A 21,645-nucleotide genomic window follows, 5' to 3' on the forward strand; every position below is an offset into this window, starting at 1 on the left:
CTTTCCGACGCTGCCGTCTTCGTTAACCCAATATTTCGGTACAATATACAGCCCTAAACCAGCTGATCCTTTACAGCCCTGAGGGGGTCGCGCTAACACCAAATGGATAATATTGTTACATATGGAGCCATCACCAGCGGTGATAAACATCTTAGTCCCTTTAATCTTATATACCCTAGGGTCATCTGTTGGATAGGACTTCGCTAAAGCATCTCCCACGTCTGAACCTGCAGAAGGTTCTGTGAGGTTCATAGTCCCTTGCCATTCACCATTCAACATTTTGGGAATAAACCTTTTCTTATCATCCTCCGTACCATAATTCAGAATCACATTAGCAGCACCCGAAGTTAATTTTATGTTCGAACCCATTGCCGGACAGGCCGCCGCAATCATCTCGAATACTGCTTTGTAAATGATTAAGGGCATGCCTCCTTCAACTTCAATACACTCACTACTGGAACCCCACCCGTTTTGCTGGATAAATTGAAATACTTCCTTATATCCTGGAGGAGATGTTACTACCCCATTTTCAAAGCGCACAGGGTTTTTGTCACCTGCAGCGTTAATTGGACTTATTACTTCACGGCAAACTTTATATCCTTCTGTTATAATTTGATCAATATCCTCAATGCTATAAAATTCCTTAAAACGGTCACATTCCAGGACTTCCTCAGTAGGCAACCATTCTTTTAAGATGAACTTTAAATCCCGAGTGTTGTATTTAAATTCCATGCAAATTCCTCCAATTCTAGTAAGCCTTCGCCCTTAGCAAAGGCAAACAATAAATGATTATATTACAAGAACCGTGCCAACCTTGGATAACGCATAGAAAATACTTTGTGCAATCTGGGAATCAGACTAAACCTAAGCCCCACAAAAAAGCATAAAAGGCTTGGCCTTCATAGCCTATGGAAACTTTAGAGAGACTCACTCTTTCTGTAATCTCGGCTTAATAAGGCCACTTTATTTTACAAATTTTTCTGCAGAGGGGTCTATCTTGTATAGAATTGGGACAGATATGCTAACTAATAGCCTTGTATTGTATATAAAACATACAGTATGCGGGGTATTTGTTATAATCGAAGTCATGATAAAATAGTCGTAATCTCAAATCAGTAGATGTGAAATGGACAACACTAATGACTCATTAAGGAGCGGAGATACCAATGGAAAAGCTGATAGTTTTAGGAACCGGTCATGCAGCAGTAACTAAATGTTATAATACCTGTTTTGCAATTACGAACGGGACTGACCATATTTTAGTGGATGCTGGGGGTGGCAATGGAATATTGGGAGTTTTAGAGAAGGCTCAGATCCCTTATCATAAAATTCATAACGCCTTTGTCACACATAAGCACACTGATCATTTGCTGGGTATGGTGTGGATTATTCGTAGAATTGCTATGTCAATTCTCGAGGAGCAGTATGATGGGAGCTTCAATATTTACTGCCATCCAGAGTTAATTGGCAATATAAGTGCCATAACAGCAGCGACCCTCGATAAGGTCATTACTGACTTTATCGGCAAAAGAATCCTCCTAATTCCTGTGGCAGATGGGCAGATTAAAAACCTAGCTGGTTACGATTTCACCTTTTTTGATATACACTCCACAAAGGCAAAACAATTTGGCTTCACTGTTAAACTGAACAATAGTAAAACTCTTACCTGCTTGGGTGATGAACCCTATAATCCGTTATGTCAGAAGTATGTAGAAAACAGTGATTGGCTATTATGCGAAGCCTTTTGTCTTCATCGGGATCGAGAAATATACAAACCATATGAGAAACACCACAGCACAGTGAAGGACGCTTGTGAACTTGCCCAAACGTTAAGCATCAAGAACCTAGTTCTATGGCATACAGAGGATCAGACGATAACACATCGCAAGGAATTGTATACCGCCGAGGGAAAAGAGTATTATGACGGCAATCTTTACGTTCCTGATGACCTTGAAGAGCTTTACCTTTGAAGTATGACAGGGGGACGGTCCTTTTTGACACACATGTGTGTCAAAAAGGACCGTCCCCCTGTCACGTATTGCCCTGGTCACGCCAAGGCTCGTCCCACGGCTTTTGCCACGGGTTCGATTCTTTCCATGAGTTCAGCAAAGTTTTTGAAGTTCAGGGATTGATCTCCATCGCTTAAAGCCAGATCCGGTTGGGGGTGTACTTCGATCATTAACCCATCTGCCCCTGCGGCAACCCCCGCTAACGCTACTGGGCTGACGAGTGACCATTTTCCTGTTCCATGACTAGGATCCAAAAATACCGGTAAATGAGTTAATTCTTTCAAGGCAGGAATTGCAGTAATATCTACCGTGTTTCGAGTATACGTTTCAAAGGTTCTGATCCCACGTTCACATAAAACGACCTGATCGTTTCCTTCGGCCATAATGTATTCTGCGGCATAGATCCATTCCTCTAGGGTTGAGGCCAAACCACGTTTTAGGAAAACTGGGAGTTTAGTTTTCCCCACTTCCGTTAGCAGGGTGTAGTTTTGCATATTACGAGATCCGATCTGAAACATATCAGCCACTTTCGCAACCTGCTCGATGTCACGAGCATCCATAACTTCCGTTACCACTGGAAGCCCTGTTAGGGCCTTAACCTGGGATATTGTTTCTAAGCCGATTTCCCTTTTGCCTCGAAAAGAATAGGGAGAAGTTCTTGGTTTATAGGCACCCCCTCTGAGCATTGTGGCTCCTAAACGTTGAACTTCCAGAGCGGTACTTAATAACTGCTCATAGCTTTCGATAGCACAAGGACCTGCAATAACGACCAACTCAGAGCCTCCGATGATAACATCTCCCACTCGAACCTTAGTGGTTTCCTGTTGTTCATCCTTCCGCCGAGCGATAAGTTTCATCGCGCTCCCCTTCTTCCTTACTAAAGCTTTCATCAACCTTACTAATTATCAGCATCTACCAGATCTTTGCGTAATATCACAGCATTACGCAAAAAGATGTGTCGGATTTCCCGTTGGCTACGAGTAGTATTAGCGTGTAAAAGTACACGTATGCAAAATGGAAGTGCACCCGGCACTGGAATTTCCGTCGAACAAAGAAGCGGTACTAACTGCCAGCCAATGGCTCTTGCACTTGAAGCAGGAAAATCCGCATTTAAATCTGGGGTAACCGTAAAAATAGCACTCACTAAATCGTCTGTACAAAGTGAGTTTTCCTTTAGAATCATTTGTAAAAGTTCTTGGGTTGCTTCCCGAATCTCCTCCGCATCGTTGCGACTGACGGTTGTCGCACCTCGTATACCTCGTTGCATATTCTCCCCCCTTATTCTTTGGGAGCCACGCGATGTCCCAATCCAACAGCTACTTCATCTAAATGTAAGAGCCCGATTCCAAAAAATACTGCCACACTTAAATGATCGTTCTGACGAGCGATTCCAATTTTTCCACCTATATTCAAGCCTATGGCTTTGTTCATTATTTGAGTTAAAGCTTCACGAGTAGCACCAGCTACCGCCCCTTCATCCCCATGGATCTCTTGAATTACCCCTTCTCGTTTCGAGGCTACTATAGCGCGCTCTACAATTTTACGAATCGAAGCCACATACTCACCACCGTAATCCACTGCGGCAGTCTTAACCCCATTCCTTAAATAGGACTCTTTTAAATGCATCTCTTCATCTCGGCTTTCTGTCATAGCCATCTTTAACGCAGCAAGTGCAATTTTTTTACTTTGTGCCATAATTATTCTTCCTCTCCTCTAAAATAAACTTGTTAACTCTAGCAAGAAAAAGACACCTCTCAGTGTCTTTGATTTCTTAAAAACCATCCCACCATTCTTCAACTATTAAGTTGCAAATTAATTGAATGGGGAAAATTCACAAGCATCCTGCATTAACTATAACTCATCCTACCATACTACCCTCCATTTCTCATCTATATTGTATGAGAAAACAGCCAAACACAATATTTACCAACAATTATAGTACGACATAGAGCGCTTTGCAACATTACGGTTTGACGATTAGATTCTGAATGTTCCCTTGCAATATGAACGTCTGATTTTGACGTGGTTCAAGCAATTGGGCATCTTTTCTTATAACCTGAACCTTAACGGTCTGGGCAATTCCTATACCATCCAATTGGATCTGCCCAGATTTAACTCCTATCTGTTGTTCTCCTTTTGTTAGGGTAGCAATGACTGTCCCATTTTGAACGACACGAATAGGAGCGGCTGGCGTCGCTTTCAACGTTATCTGCCAAGTCTTAACGGATTCTCCTAGCTCAGGTTTAGCGAGTGCCGGTAATTCCATAGCAGGAGCTTCAACCTCAGCTGCTACGGTCATATAGAAATCAAGGGGATCCCTTACAGCACTTAACTGCATTAATAAGAGTATAACAGATGCCAGAACCAAAACTCTGATAATTCGACGCTCTCCATGCTGAACCACATTCCAGAACCACTCTAATAGGCTTCCTCTTCGACGCACGTACATCACCTCGAGAAGAGTTTATGCAGGAAGCTTATCAATCAGACCATCTAATCTACAACATTCCCGACAGCTTGGCCTGCTCTGTAACCCATGGCAAAAGCGGCCTGAAGGTTATAACCACCCGTAATGCCGTCTACATCAACAACTTCCCCCGCCCAGTAAAGCCCTTCGACACATTTGGAGGCCATAGTTTTAGGGTTGATTTCCTTGACATTTACTCCCCCAGCCGTAACAATCGCAGTCTCAATGGAAAGGGTTTCGGTAATCGTGAGAGGTAATTCCTGAAATAATCGTATCAAACCCTTGCGTTCTTCACGGCTAATTTGATGCACTACCCCTTCAGGATTTATTCCACTTAGACGGATTAAAACTGGAATCAGACTTTGAGGCAAGAGTTCATCTAGAGCGTTCTTAAACTGCTTATTGCTAAATTTCTGGAAATCCCGTTGTACTCGAATGTCAAACTGTTCCGCCGAAAGAGCCGGTTTCAGATTAATCCTAAGCTCAACTTGTTTGTCTTCCCGAAGAGCATCCCCCGCTTGACGGCTCAACGTCAAAATAATTGGACCGGATACTCCAAAATGGGTGAACAGCATTTCTCCAAATTCTGCAGCCTTCTTCTTGCCCTCGATCCATAGCGAGCATTCGACGTTTCGCAGGGCAAGTCCCTGCAGCTCTTTCACCCACTCCTCGGCTGTTTTAAGGGGAACCAAGGCCGGCCGAGGAGTAATCACGCTATGGCCCAGTTTTCGGGCAAAACGGAACCCATCCCCGTTTGACCCGGTTGCTGGATAAGAGGATCCACCAGTACAAAGAATTACAGAGGGTGCATAATATTTTTTTGAACCACTTCCTCGTACCCCTACGACATGTCCATCCTCCACTAACACTTCTTCCACCGTGACTCCGGATTGTACCTTGACTCCCATATCCGACAGAAAGGTTGAAAGAGCCTCTACGATCTTCTCTGCATCATCAGATACCGGAAAAACTCGTCCTCCACGTTCGACTTTCGTCTCAACTCCATAACTCGAGAAAAATTCCCGTAAGGCTACGTTATCAAAACCTCGCAAAATGCCGTGTAAGAAGCGCCCATTTCCAGGATAATGACTAATAAAATCCGACACATTTTCTACATTTGTTATATTACAGCGTCCCTTGCCTGAAATTGCGATTTTCCTGCCTAGGCGTTCCTTCTTTTCTAGTAGAAGGACTTTTGCCCCTGCTTTTGCAGCTTGCCCTGCAGCCATCATCCCAGCGGCCCCGCCACCAACAACTATTACTTGATATTCGTTCATTATACATCCCTTTCTTACTGAACTTAACCCAGCCTTCTAATCTTATAGTTAGTATTAACCCTCCGGTCAAGCTTCTAATCTTGGCACTGATTACGGAGTATTTTTGCCCAAAAATCCAATCTGTGCTAAGATTGAGAGTAATCTATCACAGTTCAAAAATTTAGTTCAGGGGGAATATACTATGAGTCTTGATCATCGAACGACTATTGTAGCCCAGATTTCGGCTGCAGTAGCCTGTAATGCCCTAGCAGCGCTCCGTCTTGCCATTACTGAGGGATTAGATGCAGGTTTAACTAAAGCAGAAATCCAAGAAGTTATCAGCTTAGCTAAGGATGTTCAGCAACAACCTATTTCACATGTGAGCCATTTAACCAATCAAATTCTACGTGAGCCGCAGAAAAAAACCCACGAGCATAGTGCCCATTGTGGGTGTGGCGGACACCATGCTTAAAGGGAGAAAAATCCCCTGCTCTCCGGATCGCTAGTTGCACAAACTAAACATAACTCTCCATTATCAAAAATTCGCTTGCCGCATTGACTACAATATTTAGGACTGCCTTCATGGATTAATATTTTGCCCGTGAGGAGCCGATGCGTCAATGGCTTATAATTGAATTCCAAGGCTTGTGAACGACAAGTTTCCAGACAACGATGGCATTGTACACACTTCTGAGGTTCATAAATGAGCCGCAGGGATGTGATCTTTTCTTCTTTAGTAGGATCTAACCTTATCGGATCCGGGTTCCTTTCCTCCCGCTTTTGCAAAGCACCCTGGGGACAAATTGCTGCACAAACCCCACAGTTTGTACATGAATCAGCAATAGATATAGTGTGAAAAGGAATCTTCTCTTCCGAGGAAGCCTCGAAAGCTTCGATTAACCATTGCCGTGACTTTGGTATAGCATAGGCTTCATCTGCAGCCATACTGGGCAGCCATTCCTCGATTTTCTCTCGACTTTTCTGCCTCCAGCCAATTTGCGAATTCGTTTGACCAACAGAGTTTTGAGCTACACCTTCAGAGTTCCCTGACTCAATTGTATCCCCTTTATCAGGTCGGACTTGAATTTGTATTACAGGATGCTCCGGCCAGTCCGAATGAATTTGTTTAAAGGTCTCAACACTGGAAGCACATGCTTGTCGATCCGTGCAATCTGCACAAACTCCTGTAATGATTTTAGCTGGTTTGTCCTTAGCTAAGAGCATCAGAGTCATCCAACTATCTCGATCCAGCATTCCTATACAGGGAATCTCGAAACCGAGAGGGATTGCCTTTGGACAGCTTAAGATAACATCTTCCGCATGAAAAAGATAATCATGGAGCTTATCCATTGTCTGATCGGCAAAACCATCACTCGGACAGACCGCCATACAAACTCCACATTCTGTGCATTGTCTAGTATTTAGCTCTCGAAATTCGGAGATCGCTTGATGAGGACATCCCTCTATACATAGTTTACATGAACGGGCATAGGGTTTTTTTGTATTTAAACAATTGCCGTTATGGAAGACCATTTGACATGTCATATTAATATCCTCACTTATCGAGTACTTGTACTTGACTATTCGCTTTCAATCTCAGATTACCTTCCTATAGGATTACCTTTCACTATCACCCTCATTCGTAACCTTCAGTGTTTAGAAAACTTGGCTGGCGCCAAAGCCTTCAGGCGTAGGCGGCAGCCTTAGTTGCACTTATGCTTCAGACGAAGACACTGTCTTCGCACGTATTAGCCTTCTTGCAGTATCAACGAAAAGTTATACTTTCTGTCTAGTTCAAAAGAGGCAGGAGACACTTTAACAAAGTGTTTCCGCCTCTTTAATTCAATGGTAAGGCCCATTACTTCTACAAATTAGAGTGGTGCCACCCTACTAGGGTTTACCTATTATTTTAGAAGAAGTGCCTTGGCAAGATGGTTCTCAACGCCCACTAAGTGATCTAACATAAGCTTCTGAGCTTGCTCCGCATCACGGTTTTTAATAGCTTGAAAAATCGCTAAATGCTCTTGAAATAACTTTTCAGGGGTGTCTTCATGTTCATAGAGTTTGCTTCTACTACTCTTTAAGGCCTTTTTCATGGTATCCGAAAGGGTGTTCATGAGGCGGAAGAGGATCTTATTATGGGTTGCTCTGGCAATTGCGTAATGAAAATGATGATCTGCCTCTTCCCCTAGGTGATGGGATTCCAAATCTTTCCGCATGATTTCTAAAGCCTCAAACATCTCACTAATCTCATCTTCATCCGCTCGTTCAGCAGCTAAGCCAGCAGCCTGCACCTCTAGGATCTTACGTGCTTCATAAAGTTCTAGATCCGTATCCTTCTCTATAAATAACATCCAGGCTAAGGGAGTCACTACTGATTCTATATTAACCTGCCTGATGAACGTACCTTCACCAGAACGAACTTCGATTAATCCCATCATTTCCAGAGCACTAATAGCTTCACGTATTGATGCCCGACTGACTTGAAACCGTTCAACCAATTCCCGCTCTGAGGGTAGTCGGTCACCGGGTTTTAGCTGCCCTTGAGCGACCAGTTGACCAATCTGATCAACAATCTGCTCGTAGATTTTGCGGGTTCTAATGGGTTTTAATAACACCCTATTTCACTCCTTGCAAACGGTTGTATGGATTAAGTGTATCATAGGTCTCCGATATATGAAATATGGGAACACTTTATTATTAAAAGTGCTCCCATATTTTCAATGCTCTGTACTATTTCTTTTTACCATTTTTATAAGATTCCGCTAAGATCTGGATTGTATGCACAACCTCTTCTTCGATCCCGGCATTTTCTACTCCGCTTTTCAATTGTAAGCGACAAGCAGGACAACCAGTCGCTACTGTATCTGTATGGGTTAGCTCAATATCCGCTGTTTTTCGATCTGAAATCTGTACTGAGAGATCCGGATGCACTAGACTGAAGGAACCAGCCATTCCACAACAGCGGCCAGGCTCTTTCATTTCAATTAGTTCAACCCCGGGGATACTCTTTAAAATTTCTCGAGGTTCAGTATTAACCCCCTGCCCACGATTTAAATGGCAAGGATCATGATAGGTTACTTTCCGTTCAACCCGACCTAAGCCTTCTTTTTTAAAGGGAACTTTTTTAATCAGGAATTCCGAAATATCATAGGATTTACCAGCCCATTTATCCGCTAAGGCTTTAAATTCCGGCTCATTATCGAGCAATTCACCGAAAACATGCTTCCAAGCGGTTCCTCCAGATGAACAAGCCACAACTAACGCGTCTGCACCAAGCTTCTCAAAGGCTCTTAAATTTCGTTTTGCTAAGGCTGCAGCAGAGTGAACATCACCATTCACCGAGGCTGGAATACCACAACATCCCTGACCTTTAGGAATCACTACTTCAATGTCGTTTTCTTTGAGTACCTCGACGACAGCTTTTCCGATATCCGTATAGAAATAGTTAATCATACATCCAGTAAAGAAGGCCACTCTCATCTTCGGATTTTTTACTTTAACTACTTCCGGAAATTCAGAACGTAAGGTCCTACTAGCTAACATCGGGAATACTTTATCTGTACCTATACCAATGTCAAAACGCATCCTAGCAATACGGTCACTTTTGTGGGGTACATGCTTCAAGGCCATGCCCTGAAAAATGCTTCCGGTCTTCATCCCAAAATCAAACATGCGCTGCATCTTAAGTGCTGTAAAAGCTATCTTTTTGACTGGGTGTAAACCCTTTTTTCGAACCGCTTCTGCCCTTGCAGCCAGGATTATTTTATCGAATCGAACTCCACATGGACAGTTCGTGTTACAAGCCATACAGGTTGTACACAAGGAAAAGCGATCAGCCAGCTTTTCTGTCATTTCAAGCTCGCCTGAAAGGAGATACTGAACTAAGCTGATTTTCCCTCTTGCAACTCCTACCTCTTGGCGAGTTTCCTTGTATATAGGACAAACCTCCATGCAGTTTCCACATTTCATACAGTTATGGAGTTCTTCAGTAATCGAATCCAGCGAATTATATACGGACACGATTAGTCCCTCCTTACTATCTTCCCAGGGTTCAACAAATAGTTGGGATCCAGGGCTTCTTTCATTCTTCGCATTGCTGCGACTCCAGCTTCTCCAAACTCCCAATCAAGATATCCCATTTTAGCAATCCCAATCCCGTGCTCTCCTGAAAGAGTTCCTCCCAAGGATATTGCAGTTTTGAAGATTTCATCGACTGCAAGGTGAACACGCTTCATTTCATCCTCATCTCGCTCATCGGTTAAAATTGTAGGGTGAAGATTCCCGTCTCCTGCATGTCCAAATGTGGCAATCTGGAGATTGTGTTTTTCAGCAATCTTGCGAATTGCTTTAATCATATCGGGAATTTTACTTCTAGGAACCGTAGCATCCTCGAGTACTGTGGTTGGCCTCTTCTGGGCGAGAGCAGGAAGTGCCCTACGACGAGCTAACCATAGAAGATCGCGTTCTTGATCATTCTTAGCGATTTTTATTTCCACAGCCTGTTCTTCTTGCAAAATTTGTTCGACCAAAACGGCTTCCCGTTCGACAACTTCTTTATATCCGTCTACTTCAATCAGGAGGACTGCTTGAGCATCCATAGGGAGTCCTGCATGAACAAAGTTTTCAACGGTTTGAATCGTTACATTATCCATAATTTCCAGGGTTGCTGGAATAATCTTATTACGGATGATTGAAGCGATAGCCTTTCCTGCCTTATCAACGTCATCAAAAACAGCTAAAATACTCTTACGGGCTTCTGGAGCAGGAATTAGTTTGACGATAATTTCCGTAATAATCCCAAGGGTTCCTTCGGCTCCTGTAAAGAGTGCCACCAAATCATATCCGGTGACATTTTTAACGGTTTTTCCACCCCAACGGATAACTTCCCCATTGGCTAAGACAATTTGTAATCCCATAATATAATGCTTGGTTACCCCGTATTTCAGGCCACGTAATCCGCCCGAACACTCTGAAAGAGATCCACCCATGGTTGCTGTTTTGACTGTACCAGGATCCGGTGGGTATAACAAACCATGTTTTACCACTTCATCATTGAGTGTCTGAATGATTACCCCAGGTTGAACTGTAGCCGTTAAGTTATCTTGGTCAACTTCTATAATTTTATTGAGATTGAGCATTGAAAGAACAATGCCTCCACTTATGGGAATAGTTCCTCCACTAAGATTTGTGCCAGAACCGCGTGGATAGATCGGAATATTGTTCTTTGCAGCTATTTTGACGACTTCTGCCACTTGTTCAGTAGAATTGGGCGAAACTACAACATCTGGCTTATGATGTTTCATCGCGGCTGTCGCGTCATAAGCATAGGTCATTAAGTCTTCCTGCTCAGTGAGAACATTCTCCGCACCCAGCACTTGAATCAGTTCTTGTAAGACTTCACGAGCTAACATCCATCTACCCCCTATATGTTTGTGAAAATTATAATTATGCCTGACTGTCAGACCACCTAACCCATATATTAATGCAATTATCATTAAATTTCAACATGTAAAACAGTTTCTTCTTAATTTTAATGGGAAGGGTTAATTAAGTTATTAACCCTTCCCTCAATATTTCCCTAGATACCTAATTTATGGAGTAATTACTGAATTGTATAAGTTAACGTGAATATTTTTGTTCAAGTAATCTCAGTTCTTGTTGAAAGGATTGACTAAGCCGAAAGAGTAATCTCTCCATATCCAAACGATGAAGAGATATATTTTCAGGACTTAGAAACTCAATTTTACGAAACTCTGGTTTGATTAAAAGAGGCAGCAAATCGTCTACATTCTCAATACGCAGGGTTAAAATTATCGGAGCATAAGCTGCTTCATGGTTTCGTCGGCCATTCTCTTCTGTCACTGTATAAACGTCTAGACTCAAATCGACGTCTTCAATGATGATTCCTTGAAGGGGTACATTGCGCAGTAAGGCGACTTGTTGCTCTCGCATTGTTTCAGCCATTAGCTCCTTGCTCTTACCTCCAAAGAAAAAGCGTCCACTTTTGGATTCACCACGATAATCCACTCGGATCCGTACGCGAATGTGTTCTGTAAGGAGCTCATTCCCAATTCGAATCTTCATCTCTGGTTCTCTCCGTTTCCTCAATTCGATCATTTCTATCGTTTATTGTTGTCTTAATATTCTTCACAGGTTCAAATTTCTCCTGCAAGCCTTGCTTTAGGGTTGGAATTTATGGACATACTAAGAAAACTGCAAAAGGTAATTAATGTTTGCTTTAAAAGGAGGATCAGAACATGTCCATGTTAAGAACAGCCGTTGCAATTTTTAAAGGACCTCAACAGACGAAAGAGGCAATCGAAGAAATCCAAGGGGAATCCTTGGCAAATAGTAAAATATCCGTGGTGGTTCGCAGTGAATACCTCCATCAAGGAGAATTCCGTGAAGAAATCGCGCATGAATTAGCCTATTACCCCAGCGAAATCAACTTAGACCAATTTGACGCTTGGCTCGTTCAAGCTCCGCCCTTCATCGTACCAAATATTGGAGAAGTAGTAGCCGCTGGTCCACTAGCCAGTCAACTCATGCATCAACCTAAAGGACGTGGGCTTGTTGAAGAACTTTTCACCTACGGCCTTTCAGAAATACGAGCACGACATTACGAACATGAGGTACGCACAGGACATTGGTTTGTTCTGATCCAGACTGAACATGAAAAAATCAATTCCGTCTGTAATACTTTACGGAATTACGGCGGCAAAGACATCGAGATATGGAATAAGGAACTTGACCATCCGATCTATCCCCACTCATAATCCCACACTGTTGCGTAATTCCTTGATTTCCTCCTTCGTCAAGGCTCTATATGCTCCTGAGGAAAGGGTATTCCCCTGACTTAACGATCCAAACCGGACACGTTCCAGCTTTAGAACTGGATACCCCACCGCTGTAAACATTCGACGAATTTGGCGATTTCGTCCCTCATGAATGGTTGCTTCTAGGATTTCTAACTTCGTGTCCTTAGGTTGACTATTCGTTGTTCTTGAAACACCGCTCACGCGTACGACCTTGGCGGGAGCGGTGTTTCCATCTTCCAGTAAGACTCCTTGGCGCAAAGTTTCAAGAGCATTAATTCCTATTGGACCTTGTATCCAGACTCGGTAAGTCTTCTCAACTCCATAGGAAGGATGCATCAAGCGATGGGCTAATTCTCCATCATTGGTCAGCAATAATGCGCCGGATGTATCGTAATCCAACCGACCAACGGGATAAACCCGAACTGGAATGTCTTTCATTAAATCAATGACCGTAGGGCGCCCTTGTGGGTCAGACACACTAGTTATTGTGCCAACAGGTTTATTCAGCAAATAATAGTGTAACGATTCGGGATGTTCTACAGGCTTTCCATCGACTTCTATATAATCTTGTGTTTCGACTTTATGTCCTAAAGCACAGATCTTAGTTCCATTGACACTTACTCGACCTTCTAGAATAAGTTGCTCAGCACGTCGTCGTGAAGCTACTCCAGCTTTCGCCAGCACCTTTTGCAAACGTTCTCCACTCTCTTTTTCTTGAGTCACAGTCCTTTTCTCCCCTTCCTAATTGAGCAACTACATGGCAATTTAGGTACTTTGTCATTAAGCACGGCGAATAATCTTATTCACCCCAGTTTTCGGTTAAATCCGGATAGATTCTTCACAACTTTTCGTAGGGGCAATTCATGTTGCCCCTACCGCAAATCAAAAACTCCTGGTCCGATCTCAGGATAACTTTCCTCAACCTTTTTCCAAAACTGTTCGTTCTGACCGCTTCTCGGAAGATGCACAAGGTAATCTCCCTGAAATTTTTCCAGAACTTTAGAAGGAGTTTCCTGGTTGATTTTATTGATTAGACGAAATCCAACCCTTTGCGCATAGTAAAAGGTCATTGGCGGTGGATCGCTTAAAACCAAAATACTAGACGTTGGGGTATGCTCCTTAATCCAACGAGCTTGGGTGAGGTATTCCTGATTCCACTGATATTTCGGGGTTAAATCAGCATATGAACTCTTGTAGATGAGTACCAAGATCACTATTCCAAGCACGGTTCCAGGTAAAGAAGCCATCCAGTCAAGGGCATATGCACTTAATAAGGCGACTAAGGGTAAAACAGGTACTAAATAATAATCCAAGGGAATACTAGCACAAACCAATCCAATATATAAACTACCTATTGCTCCCCAAGTTAAGAGGGCGAAACGAACAGGGGAGGGAGAAAAGAAGAGGCGCAGCAGGCCCCCTCCCGAGAGGACTAAAACTAATACGGTAAATCCTCGTTGAATATTCCTAGTTAATAACTTCCAGTCTAAATTTGTAGAATTAGCAACTTGTCCAGTCAAAATTCCCGAGACAAATTGACTGGAAGAAGAGACGTTATAATGTACCCATAAATAATATACTATTGGAGGAATTAGTACAATTATACTATACTGGATAAGTTGCCTTACCCGTCCATTCTTCAAAGGCCAAAAACCAAGCAAGACAGCCACCGGAAAAAGCATAAGCTGGGGAAGTTTAGCTAAGACTGCGGCCGCCATTAACAAGGCTATTTTCCAGATTCCCTTTTCCTCTTGCTTAATCCTCCACCGCCAAGCCATAGCCAGTGCCCAAATGCTCCAGGCTTGGGCCATAGGTTCAGGCATTACAACTCGTCCATAATAAATTGATAAAGGCATTATGGAATATATAGCCGCTGCAAATAATCCCGCGCGGTGGTTAAACATATTCCGACCTAAATCATAGATTCCTACTATTGTAACCAAAGACAAAGTGACAGACCATAAACGCCCCCACAAATCTGACCAACCTAAAATTGTCCAGGTCCAAGCTAAAAGATATGGCAAAAAAGGAAACTCTAACTCGACATTCTGGGGTATAACTCCATCGTAATTAAGCTTAGGTAAGAAAACATTAGGAAAATTCAAGAGATGACCCATCATATGAGTCGCCATACTGGCGGTATCTGCCTGCCGCCAGGCTTGATCATCTAATAACGGGTTTGCAATTCCACGTAGACGTAGCAGCAAGGCAATCGAGAGAATTAAGGCCAAAGGGATGTATCGTTTTACGTTGCTTTCAGCGGGGCTTATTCTTCGGCCCATTCAACTGTACTCCACTTTTGGCGTTTTAACTGATAAATGAGTTGAATATACCCCCAAATTGTTGCCCCAATTCTCATTTTGCTGGCACCTTTTTTGAGTTCATAGTGAAGTTTTAAAGGGACTTCGGAAACGCGCTCTGCATAGGGAGCCAATTTTAGTAACAGTTCAACCATCCCTGAGAAGTTCCGGCTTTTAATAATATTTGGTCCATATTGCCGGGTTCCTTCAGCTAATAACTTAAGTCGATAGGCACGATAGCCGCATGAATAATCTCGAACTCCCTGAATAGGCGCAAAAAAACGCATAAATTTTCCCGCTCCCCAAGAAAGTCCCCTGCGCCCTAAAGACAACCCATGCTGTTCCCCGCCTTGAACATAACGAGAAGCGATAACAAGGTCAGCTCCGAAACAAATCTCCTCATACAGCAAGGGAATACAGTCTGCTGGTTGAGTGTTATCCGCATCCATTGTAATAACCACATCGGGCGCTTCACGAATCGTTTGATCAAGATTGCCAGGAAGATTCTCTAGCGAGTATTCCTCCCTGTACCTTGCCTCCGCGGGGCTAGATTCCTTCCTCATCGAAGTCTCGAGGTTGAACTTTAGTTGGGCAAGCTCATTTTGATATAAAACGTATTGAAAGCCGCTATTGATAGCTGCCCCAAGCCCTTGGTTCTGTTCATGATTCACTCCATGCACATTCTTGTGTGTCTGGGCATAGTTCTGGATGATATCAAAGGTATGATCTGTACTTCCATCATTGACAACAATGATTTGATGAGGAATAGCTGCACATTTGGTTTCGATATCTTCGAGCAAAGCAGGAAGTGCAGCATCTTCATTATAGGCAGGTAAAACAATATATAGCATACTAACAATGCCCCCTTTCGGTTCACTGTTAGTATGCACAAAGTAAGGTTCAATAAAACACTTTAGTGACAATCCAAATTGAAACTATCAAGCCTATGATATCTGCCAGTAACCCGATTTTAAGTGCGTAGCGATACTTCCTAATGCCAACAGAACCAAAATAAACTGTTAACACAAAGAATGTCGTATCAGTACTCCCTTGTAAAGTGGACGCTAAACGTCCTATGAAGGAATCAGGCCCGTATTCGTTAATAAGCTGGGTAGCTACTCCTAAGGCACCGGAGCCACTCAATGGCCGCATGATTGCTAAGGGAATAATTGCCGCAAAATTTTCTTCAAAGCCAAAGAACGAAAAGATTGGCTGCAACCAATAGGAAACAATATTCAGGGCCCCGGAATCCACGAACACTCGAATGGAAACCAGCATCCCAATTAAGAAAGGGAGAATTCGTACACCTGTTTTGAAACCTTCCTCTGCACCAGCTACAAAGGATTCATAAACAGGAACTTTGCGAAAATATGCTACTACCGGGACTAGCAATAAAATTAAGGGAATTGCCCAACGAGAAATCTCGGCAATTACGTTCATGTTTTCCTCCTGCGACGAATAAAGTAATCAACAAAAATCGCCACGAACATGGCAGATCCTGTCGCCACAATGGTCGTTCCGATAATCTCGGTTGGATTAGCAGAATTGGCGTTTAAGCGCACCCCAATAATCGTTGCCGGAATTAGGGTTATACACGAGGTATTAAGTGCCAGAAACGTGATCATTGCAGGGCTTGCTTCATCCGGTGTGGAGTTTTCTTTTTGGAGTTCTTGCATGGCCTTAAGTCCAAAGGGAGTTGCCGCATTACCCAGACCGAGTATATTAGCGCTTAGATTCATAATGATAGCTCCTAAGGCTGGACTATCCTGTCTAAGGGTTGGAAATAAACGACGAATTGCGGGCCCAAAGATCCGAGCGATCCCCCTAACAAGACCAGCTTCCTCAGCTAGGCGCATGATACCTAACCATAAACTCATAACTCCAATGAGTTCAATGGCGACCTGAACTCCAAGTTCTGCCGCTTTCATCGCTGATGTTGTCACGATTTCTATGTGTCCGTTTAAGGCAGAGACGATTATTCCGATCGCTAACATTAAAAGCCAGATGAGATTAACCATTTCCCACCCCCTGCCTAAATGTATGAAAAGGACAAACAAAAAAGAACGAGATCTTTCCCGTTCTTTCTGCTTGGTCTATATTCTTTAATCACGATCCGTTATTCGTGGGCAATAATTATTTCGTCAGACGCTCTTTTTTTCTTCTGAAACATTCCCGTGATTCTTTCCAGAAGATCTGGAACAGTGTCAATGAGCCTATCAACGACCACATTACTATCGACTGGAAGAAGTCGTATAGACCCGTTACCAACAACTAAAAAGGCGACCGGTTGGACTGAAACTCCCGCTCCAGCACCACCGCCGAAAGGAAGAGATGGTCCTTGACCCGGCGTACCGCCTCCGGAATTCCCAATCTCCTTGTCCTCCGGTGGAGCAAATTCACTACCGCCGGCTGCAAAACCACAAGAAACCTTAGAAATTGGAATAATTACAGAGCCATCGTGGGTTTCGACAGGATCCCCCACAATAGTATTTACATCGACAATTTGTTGGATGCTTTCCATGGCTGTTTTCATTAAGGATTCAATAGGATGATTCCCCACATTGTCTACCCCCTTCTACCCCGCTTAAACGTTCGTAATAGTGTCAATCCTACGAGAATAATATGACCTATTCTTAGATGGAATATGCATTGCACATCACAAAAGAAACCCTCTTTTTTAAACTGAGGTATAACCTCAATAACCGGGGATTTTACCTCCATTGTTACCTGTTTATAAAGATACGCAAGGGCATAGCCAAACATGGCCCAAAAAGAACCCGCTGCGATGGCTGTATGACATGCATCTTTATAGCCTATTTCAACTTTCCAATGGATCTTCTTACAATGAATCCCTCTGTAGAATTTCCTTTTAACACGATTGAAGTGTTTCAATAGGTAAGGTATATTAAGCCAAAGTCGACTTAACCATTCCAATCGTAAATAGCGAACTCGCGCTTTGGTCGTTGTTTTACGTACTCCGCCTTTTGATTCTGCAACTTGCTCGAATTCAAGCTGGGGACCCTTTTCCCACTCTAATTGCAGGGTAGGAATTTGATAGTTTGCTTGCCATAGTCCGTTAAACCCACGAAAACTAATATCAATATGGTCTTCCTCTTGGATTCGACGATATCGAAAGTCAACTTGAATTTTAAATACAAAGCTGATTAGTATTAGTAGAACCATAGCGAGGAAAAACGCTAAAACCCGCACCCAAACCCCTCCGTACTCCATACATCCTCATAGTGACTGACCCTAAATAAGTAAGATGTCCTATTTAATGCAGAATTATTCAATCGGGCTCTTCAACGAATTTCCTTAATAAACAAAATTCTGCAAGTATTTCCTGGTTGTAATCCGTATTTTAACCTGAAAGGTACAGAAACTAAACTTGATCATTAATTAGGAAGATGGAGGGTTTAGTTATGATGAAAATGAGAAAAGTTGATCCCGGTACATTTAGTTTTTTAGAGCCAGGCTGGTTTGTCTTACATGTCTTTGCTATATTTGGTATGATTATGCTCGGCATGTCCTTAGAACGAAGAAATTGATCCTAGGCATGGTTGATTAGGGTCGAAAAGATAATGGGCTGTAACAATCAGATTTGTTTGTTACAACCCATTTATCGCTTATGGATAGGATTTTAGATTATATCTTTCGCAGCATGTTATTTTTGTGTTTCAAGCGCTTTATCAGGTACTTGATGATGACCACTATACCTATACTCCCAAGAATAACGAAGGTATAGACAACCAGAGCAATACTATTTGGCTTACTTAGCAAAGCAAGGACATTGTTATTATGCTCGACTAGTTTCCTGCCCTGTATCTCCTTATAATACTGTGGAATCTGTGCTACTCCGGCCACTTTATCAAAGGACTTAAGATACTCAGCCGTTGCCAACCACTCTTTGATTTCATTGTTTCGTCCATTGACCTTATCCGTTATGATCTGTGCTTCAAAATCAGTTATCGGGTTACCATCCTTTATTTTGGGTACAATGGATAACAGTCCCAAGGATTTGTCCCCCACAACGGAAAGCATCTGGGCCGTGTATAAACTAGCAACAACACGGTATAGTTCTTGGTCGTCAATCTCTTGAACCATGCCATCCGGTTTTTGCAAGGTTGCCTGTGTAACTTTATTAAAAATTAAACGATTAGGATTAAACGAAAAATTCAAACCTGACATATAAAGTTGAGCATCATCCATAATGGGGGCAATCGATGCATCAACTTCACAAGCTGTTTTAAGCTCCTTGCCAGTCAAATAGACAGCTATCAGAGGATAACCTGAGATGCCATCCTTTCCTACCCCTAAAGAGCTCACCGCAAAGGTATCGGCAACCGTGATATCTCCTTGCAGAAAAGAGGACCGTAGGGTTCCTGAAGGTACAATTGCCACTGCAATTGGATCATAGTCAGCGCCTTCAGCTTGCTTTACCGCATGAATGAAAGCATCACTTATGAGGTTACCCAGTGTATCTTCAGCGTGTTTGCTCCCGATTTCCGAAGTAGCTACAAAATCAAAAGGTGAATTGGCTAAAACCTCATTAAACTTCATACCAAAGTTATCCAAGTACGTTTCTTGAACTTTATCTTGAAAATCATCTATCATCTTCGTAATATCCGGGTCAAGATTAAAACCCTTATCAATTTGCTTAAGAGTATAGCGATCTAATTTCCAAGCCGACTGGGAGTCCTGGGAAATTTTAAGCACTCCTAGATTCTCCCCATATTCTCCCGTCGAACCGATGATGGTTTTACCAACCAAAATCGGTTCAGTTAACTTCGAATGGGTATGAGCACTAATGATGACATTGATCTCCGGTACTTTCTCAGCTAGGATTTCATCTTCTGAATCCGATTTATCTGCCCATGTACCCAGATGGGAAAGACATACTACAAGATCGACCTGCTCTTCTTTTTTTAATTGATTGGCAACCCGTTTTGCATTTTCAATAGTATCCGTGAATTCAACCTCCGACATAGGTGCTTTGGAGGCAGCATCCCTACCCAACAAACCAAAAACTCCAACTTTTACACCGTTTCGTTCAATTACTGTATAGTCTTTCACACCATAATCGAGGGCTGATTGCTTAAGGTTGCTCAGAGACTCAGATAAATTGCCCTCTTTATCACTTGGATAGGAAAGATTCGAGATAACTATTTGGGGTAGTTTATCCCCGCTCTTTTTAGCTGCCTTTAGACTCTCTGCTAAACCGTTGGCTCTGAAGTCAAATTCATGGTTTCCCAGGGTTACTACGTCATATCCCAACTGACCCATTATTCTAAGTTGAGGTGCATCGCTGGCGTAGATCGATTGGAAGAGAGTACCCATGGAAAAATCTCCGCCATCAACCAAGAGCAACTCAGGTTCAAGTTCCTTTTCTTGATTAATTGCCGTCTGTAACCGTGAATATCCTCCGAATTCTTTGACTGTCCCATTATGATTTATCCTAAAGGGCCTGAAATGATCATGCAGGTCATGTGTGAAAAGTAGGGTCATGGTTTTACCGGTTTCTGCGGTATCTGCGGCTGTCAATTTATGAGTGGATCCTAGAAGTAATGAAATAGTTATGACGAAAAAAACAAAGCGAAGTTTCGTTTTCATTCTAAACGACCTCATTCCGGTGAAGTGCTAAAACTTCATAATACAGTACCTGACATGATTATTAGGATAGTTCCCATAAATATAATGACGCGACTGAGCCATAAGGAGAATATCGTTTTCGATATCCCTCAAATTTTTCCTTGGGAAGATCTTTGAGTCCGTATAGGTTCATCATACCTCTACAGATAGCTAAATCCTTGTAACTTACAACGTTAGGACGAGTCAATGAAAAGATAAGTAACATTTCTGCGGTCCAAACTCCCACACCATGCAGGGAGGAAAGGGTTTCAATAATCTCCTGATCCGGTAAGTTGTGAAGTCCTTTAAAATCTACCCTGCCCGTTATAGCAGAATCAGCAATCCCCTTGATGTATCCCGCTTTTCTCTCCGACATACCGCAGCTTTGAATTACAGACAGATCTTTTTCAGCGATGCTTTCCGGTGTAATCTGTCCCAGCAAGGTAACTAATCTGTTCCAGACAGTTTCCGCAGCCTTTTTCGAAATTTGCTGACTCACTACGCTTGATATAAGCGCAATAAAGGGGTCCGGTGTGATTCCACGTTTTATCACTCCTATCCTATCGATAGCTGCGCCTAGTTTTTTATCTTTAGCTTTTAGGTAATCCATTTCCTTTTGTCCATAGGGGAATGTTTGCATCATTGTCCTCCCAGATTCATGTCTAATAAAAACCAGTTAAAGTCATCTGTCCCTGTAGCCATGGACGGCGAGAAGGGACCTTAAAAAGTAAATAACGCAAGTAAATACTTTCTACTCTGAAAAAACTTAAGGACATGCAGAAGAATCCCTAGACCAGCAAGCAGGGCAGCTTCGTCCACAGAAGCGAACCCATTGCATGGAGAGGCGGTAAAAGTCCACAAGACGGTGCGGGGAGACGGAGCCACGGGTTCACATCAGGTACTACCCGGAGGTTTGGCGAAGTCCCGCACCGGCGAGTGGGCGAGCCTCGGAATGTTGGGTGAACGGATGTGGCGAAGCTGCCCGACCTAAGGGACCTTTTTCATCTTTTGCTGGTACCGCAGTAGCGGCATGAGGGTCTGAAAGTATAAGATAAACTATTCTACGTAGGTTTAACAAATCCTTCACAGTGTCATAAGCTAAAACTACTACAACCAAATTTGACAATTTATGCACCGTACAATGCATAGCCCCAATAATATGTA

Annotated in this window: 25 protein-coding genes; 4 read left to right on the forward strand and 21 right to left on the reverse strand. The window is 42.8% G+C overall.

Annotated features, from left to right (window positions below):
* Positions 1-732: acyl-CoA dehydrogenase family protein (locus HGJ98_RS09900; RefSeq protein WP_291350936.1), on the reverse strand; the 732-nt coding region annotated here is incomplete at its 3' end.
* A 434-nt stretch (positions 733-1,166) separates the two neighbouring features.
* Between HGJ98_RS09900 and HGJ98_RS09905 the strand changes: the two genes are divergently transcribed.
* Positions 1,167-1,970: an MBL fold metallo-hydrolase gene (locus tag HGJ98_RS09905; protein ID WP_291350938.1), complete on the forward strand. Its 804-nt coding sequence runs from the start codon at positions 1,167-1,169 to the stop codon at positions 1,968-1,970.
* A 77-nt stretch (positions 1,971-2,047) separates the two neighbouring features.
* Here HGJ98_RS09905 and aroF read toward each other — a convergent pair whose 3' ends face one another.
* From aroF to HGJ98_RS09930, 5 genes are all read right to left on the reverse strand, one after another.
* On the reverse strand, positions 2,048-2,866 hold the full coding sequence (gene aroF, locus HGJ98_RS09910; protein ID WP_291350939.1) for a 3-deoxy-7-phosphoheptulonate synthase: 819 nt from the start codon (positions 2,864-2,866) through the stop codon (positions 2,048-2,050).
* A gap of 41 nt (positions 2,867-2,907) precedes the next feature.
* Complete coding sequence (gene aroH, locus HGJ98_RS09915; RefSeq protein WP_291350941.1) at positions 2,908-3,276, reverse strand: chorismate mutase; 369 nt, start codon at positions 3,274-3,276, stop codon at positions 2,908-2,910.
* Positions 3,277-3,287: 11 nt separating this feature from the next.
* Complete coding sequence (locus HGJ98_RS09920; RefSeq protein WP_291350943.1) at positions 3,288-3,704, reverse strand: HutP family protein; 417 nt, start codon at positions 3,702-3,704, stop codon at positions 3,288-3,290.
* Positions 3,705-3,972: 268 nt separating this feature from the next.
* Complete coding sequence (locus HGJ98_RS09925; protein WP_367142710.1) at positions 3,973-4,458, reverse strand: hypothetical protein; 486 nt, start codon at positions 4,456-4,458, stop codon at positions 3,973-3,975.
* Between the two features lie 44 nt (positions 4,459-4,502).
* Positions 4,503-5,753, reverse strand: a complete 1,251-nt coding sequence (locus HGJ98_RS09930) for an NAD(P)/FAD-dependent oxidoreductase (RefSeq protein ID WP_291350947.1) — start codon at positions 5,751-5,753, stop codon at positions 4,503-4,505.
* Between the two features lie 181 nt (positions 5,754-5,934).
* On the opposite strand from HGJ98_RS09930, the gene HGJ98_RS09935 reads away from it, so the two are divergent.
* Positions 5,935-6,204, forward strand: coding sequence for a hypothetical protein (locus HGJ98_RS09935; RefSeq protein ID WP_291350949.1), 270 nt, complete (start codon positions 5,935-5,937; stop codon positions 6,202-6,204).
* Here the strand turns inward: HGJ98_RS09935 and HGJ98_RS09940 are convergent.
* From HGJ98_RS09940 to HGJ98_RS09960, 5 genes are all read right to left on the reverse strand, one after another.
* Positions 6,201-7,277, reverse strand: a complete 1,077-nt coding sequence (locus HGJ98_RS09940; RefSeq protein ID WP_291350950.1) for a 4Fe-4S dicluster domain-containing protein — start codon at positions 7,275-7,277, stop codon at positions 6,201-6,203. The genes HGJ98_RS09935 and HGJ98_RS09940 overlap by 4 nt on opposite strands.
* A gap of 359 nt (positions 7,278-7,636) precedes the next feature.
* On the reverse strand, positions 7,637-8,350 hold the full coding sequence (locus tag HGJ98_RS09945; RefSeq protein WP_291350952.1) for a FadR/GntR family transcriptional regulator: 714 nt from the start codon (positions 8,348-8,350) through the stop codon (positions 7,637-7,639).
* A gap of 115 nt (positions 8,351-8,465) precedes the next feature.
* Complete coding sequence (locus tag HGJ98_RS09950; protein WP_291350955.1) at positions 8,466-9,755, reverse strand: (Fe-S)-binding protein; 1,290 nt, start codon at positions 9,753-9,755, stop codon at positions 8,466-8,468.
* Between the two features lie 2 nt (positions 9,756-9,757).
* Complete coding sequence (locus HGJ98_RS09955) at positions 9,758-11,146, reverse strand: FAD-linked oxidase C-terminal domain-containing protein (protein ID WP_291350957.1); 1,389 nt, start codon at positions 11,144-11,146, stop codon at positions 9,758-9,760.
* Positions 11,147-11,354: 208 nt separating this feature from the next.
* On the reverse strand, positions 11,355-11,819 hold the full coding sequence (locus tag HGJ98_RS09960) for a hypothetical protein (RefSeq protein WP_291350958.1): 465 nt from the start codon (positions 11,817-11,819) through the stop codon (positions 11,355-11,357).
* 179 nt (positions 11,820-11,998) lie between these two features.
* On the opposite strand from HGJ98_RS09960, the gene HGJ98_RS09965 reads away from it, so the two are divergent.
* Complete coding sequence (locus HGJ98_RS09965; RefSeq protein ID WP_291351220.1) at positions 11,999-12,511, forward strand: hypothetical protein; 513 nt, start codon at positions 11,999-12,001, stop codon at positions 12,509-12,511.
* Here the strand turns inward: HGJ98_RS09965 and HGJ98_RS09970 are convergent.
* The 7 genes from HGJ98_RS09970 to HGJ98_RS10000 all read right to left on the reverse strand — a co-directional run bounded on the left by HGJ98_RS09970 (position 12,506) and on the right by HGJ98_RS10000 (position 18,084).
* Positions 12,506-13,276: a pseudouridine synthase gene (locus tag HGJ98_RS09970; protein WP_291350960.1), complete on the reverse strand. Its 771-nt coding sequence runs from the start codon at positions 13,274-13,276 to the stop codon at positions 12,506-12,508. The genes HGJ98_RS09965 and HGJ98_RS09970 overlap by 6 nt on opposite strands.
* A gap of 149 nt (positions 13,277-13,425) precedes the next feature.
* Positions 13,426-14,835, reverse strand: a complete 1,410-nt coding sequence (locus HGJ98_RS09975; protein WP_291350962.1) for a glycosyltransferase family 39 protein — start codon at positions 14,833-14,835, stop codon at positions 13,426-13,428.
* Complete coding sequence (locus HGJ98_RS09980) at positions 14,820-15,704, reverse strand: glycosyltransferase family 2 protein (RefSeq protein WP_291350964.1); 885 nt, start codon at positions 15,702-15,704, stop codon at positions 14,820-14,822. The genes HGJ98_RS09975 and HGJ98_RS09980 overlap by 16 nt, the downstream gene beginning before the upstream one ends.
* A 49-nt stretch (positions 15,705-15,753) precedes the next feature.
* Positions 15,754-16,293, reverse strand: a complete 540-nt coding sequence (locus HGJ98_RS09985) for a spore maturation protein (RefSeq protein WP_291350965.1) — start codon at positions 16,291-16,293, stop codon at positions 15,754-15,756.
* Positions 16,290-16,871 carry a nucleoside recognition domain-containing protein gene (locus HGJ98_RS09990; protein WP_291350967.1) on the reverse strand — a complete coding sequence of 194 codons (582 nt, stop codon included), beginning with the start codon at positions 16,869-16,871 and terminating at the stop codon, positions 16,290-16,292. Before HGJ98_RS09990 ends, HGJ98_RS09985 begins: the two co-directional genes overlap by 4 nt.
* A gap of 98 nt (positions 16,872-16,969) precedes the next feature.
* Positions 16,970-17,413 (reverse strand): GerW family sporulation protein, encoded by a 444-nt coding sequence (gene ytfJ / locus HGJ98_RS09995; RefSeq protein WP_291350969.1) that lies wholly within the window; start codon positions 17,411-17,413, stop codon positions 16,970-16,972.
* Between the two features lie 5 nt (positions 17,414-17,418).
* Positions 17,419-18,084 (reverse strand): DUF2953 domain-containing protein, encoded by a 666-nt coding sequence (locus HGJ98_RS10000; RefSeq protein WP_291350971.1) that lies wholly within the window; start codon positions 18,082-18,084, stop codon positions 17,419-17,421.
* 191 nt (positions 18,085-18,275) lie between these two features.
* Between HGJ98_RS10000 and HGJ98_RS10005 the strand changes: the two genes are divergently transcribed.
* Positions 18,276-18,401 (forward strand): hypothetical protein, encoded by a 126-nt coding sequence (locus HGJ98_RS10005; RefSeq protein ID WP_291350973.1) that lies wholly within the window; start codon positions 18,276-18,278, stop codon positions 18,399-18,401.
* 97 nt (positions 18,402-18,498) lie between these two features.
* On the opposite strand, the gene HGJ98_RS10010 is transcribed toward HGJ98_RS10005, so the two are convergent.
* From HGJ98_RS10010 to HGJ98_RS10020, 3 genes are all read right to left on the reverse strand, one after another.
* Positions 18,499-20,463: a bifunctional UDP-sugar hydrolase/5'-nucleotidase gene (locus HGJ98_RS10010; protein ID WP_291350975.1), complete on the reverse strand. Its 1,965-nt coding sequence runs from the start codon at positions 20,461-20,463 to the stop codon at positions 18,499-18,501.
* A 61-nt stretch (positions 20,464-20,524) separates the two neighbouring features.
* Positions 20,525-21,121, reverse strand: a complete 597-nt coding sequence (locus tag HGJ98_RS10015; RefSeq protein ID WP_291350977.1) for a DNA-3-methyladenine glycosylase — start codon at positions 21,119-21,121, stop codon at positions 20,525-20,527.
* Positions 21,122-21,382: 261 nt separating this feature from the next.
* Positions 21,383-21,607 (reverse strand): hypothetical protein, encoded by a 225-nt coding sequence (locus HGJ98_RS10020; RefSeq protein WP_291350978.1) that lies wholly within the window; start codon positions 21,605-21,607, stop codon positions 21,383-21,385.
* Positions 21,608-21,645 lie beyond the last annotated feature (38 nt).

Origin of the sequence: Desulfosporosinus sp. (assembly GCF_014237355.1) — a bacterium.
GTDB lineage: Bacteria > Bacillota > Desulfitobacteriia > Desulfitobacteriales > Desulfitobacteriaceae > Desulfosporosinus.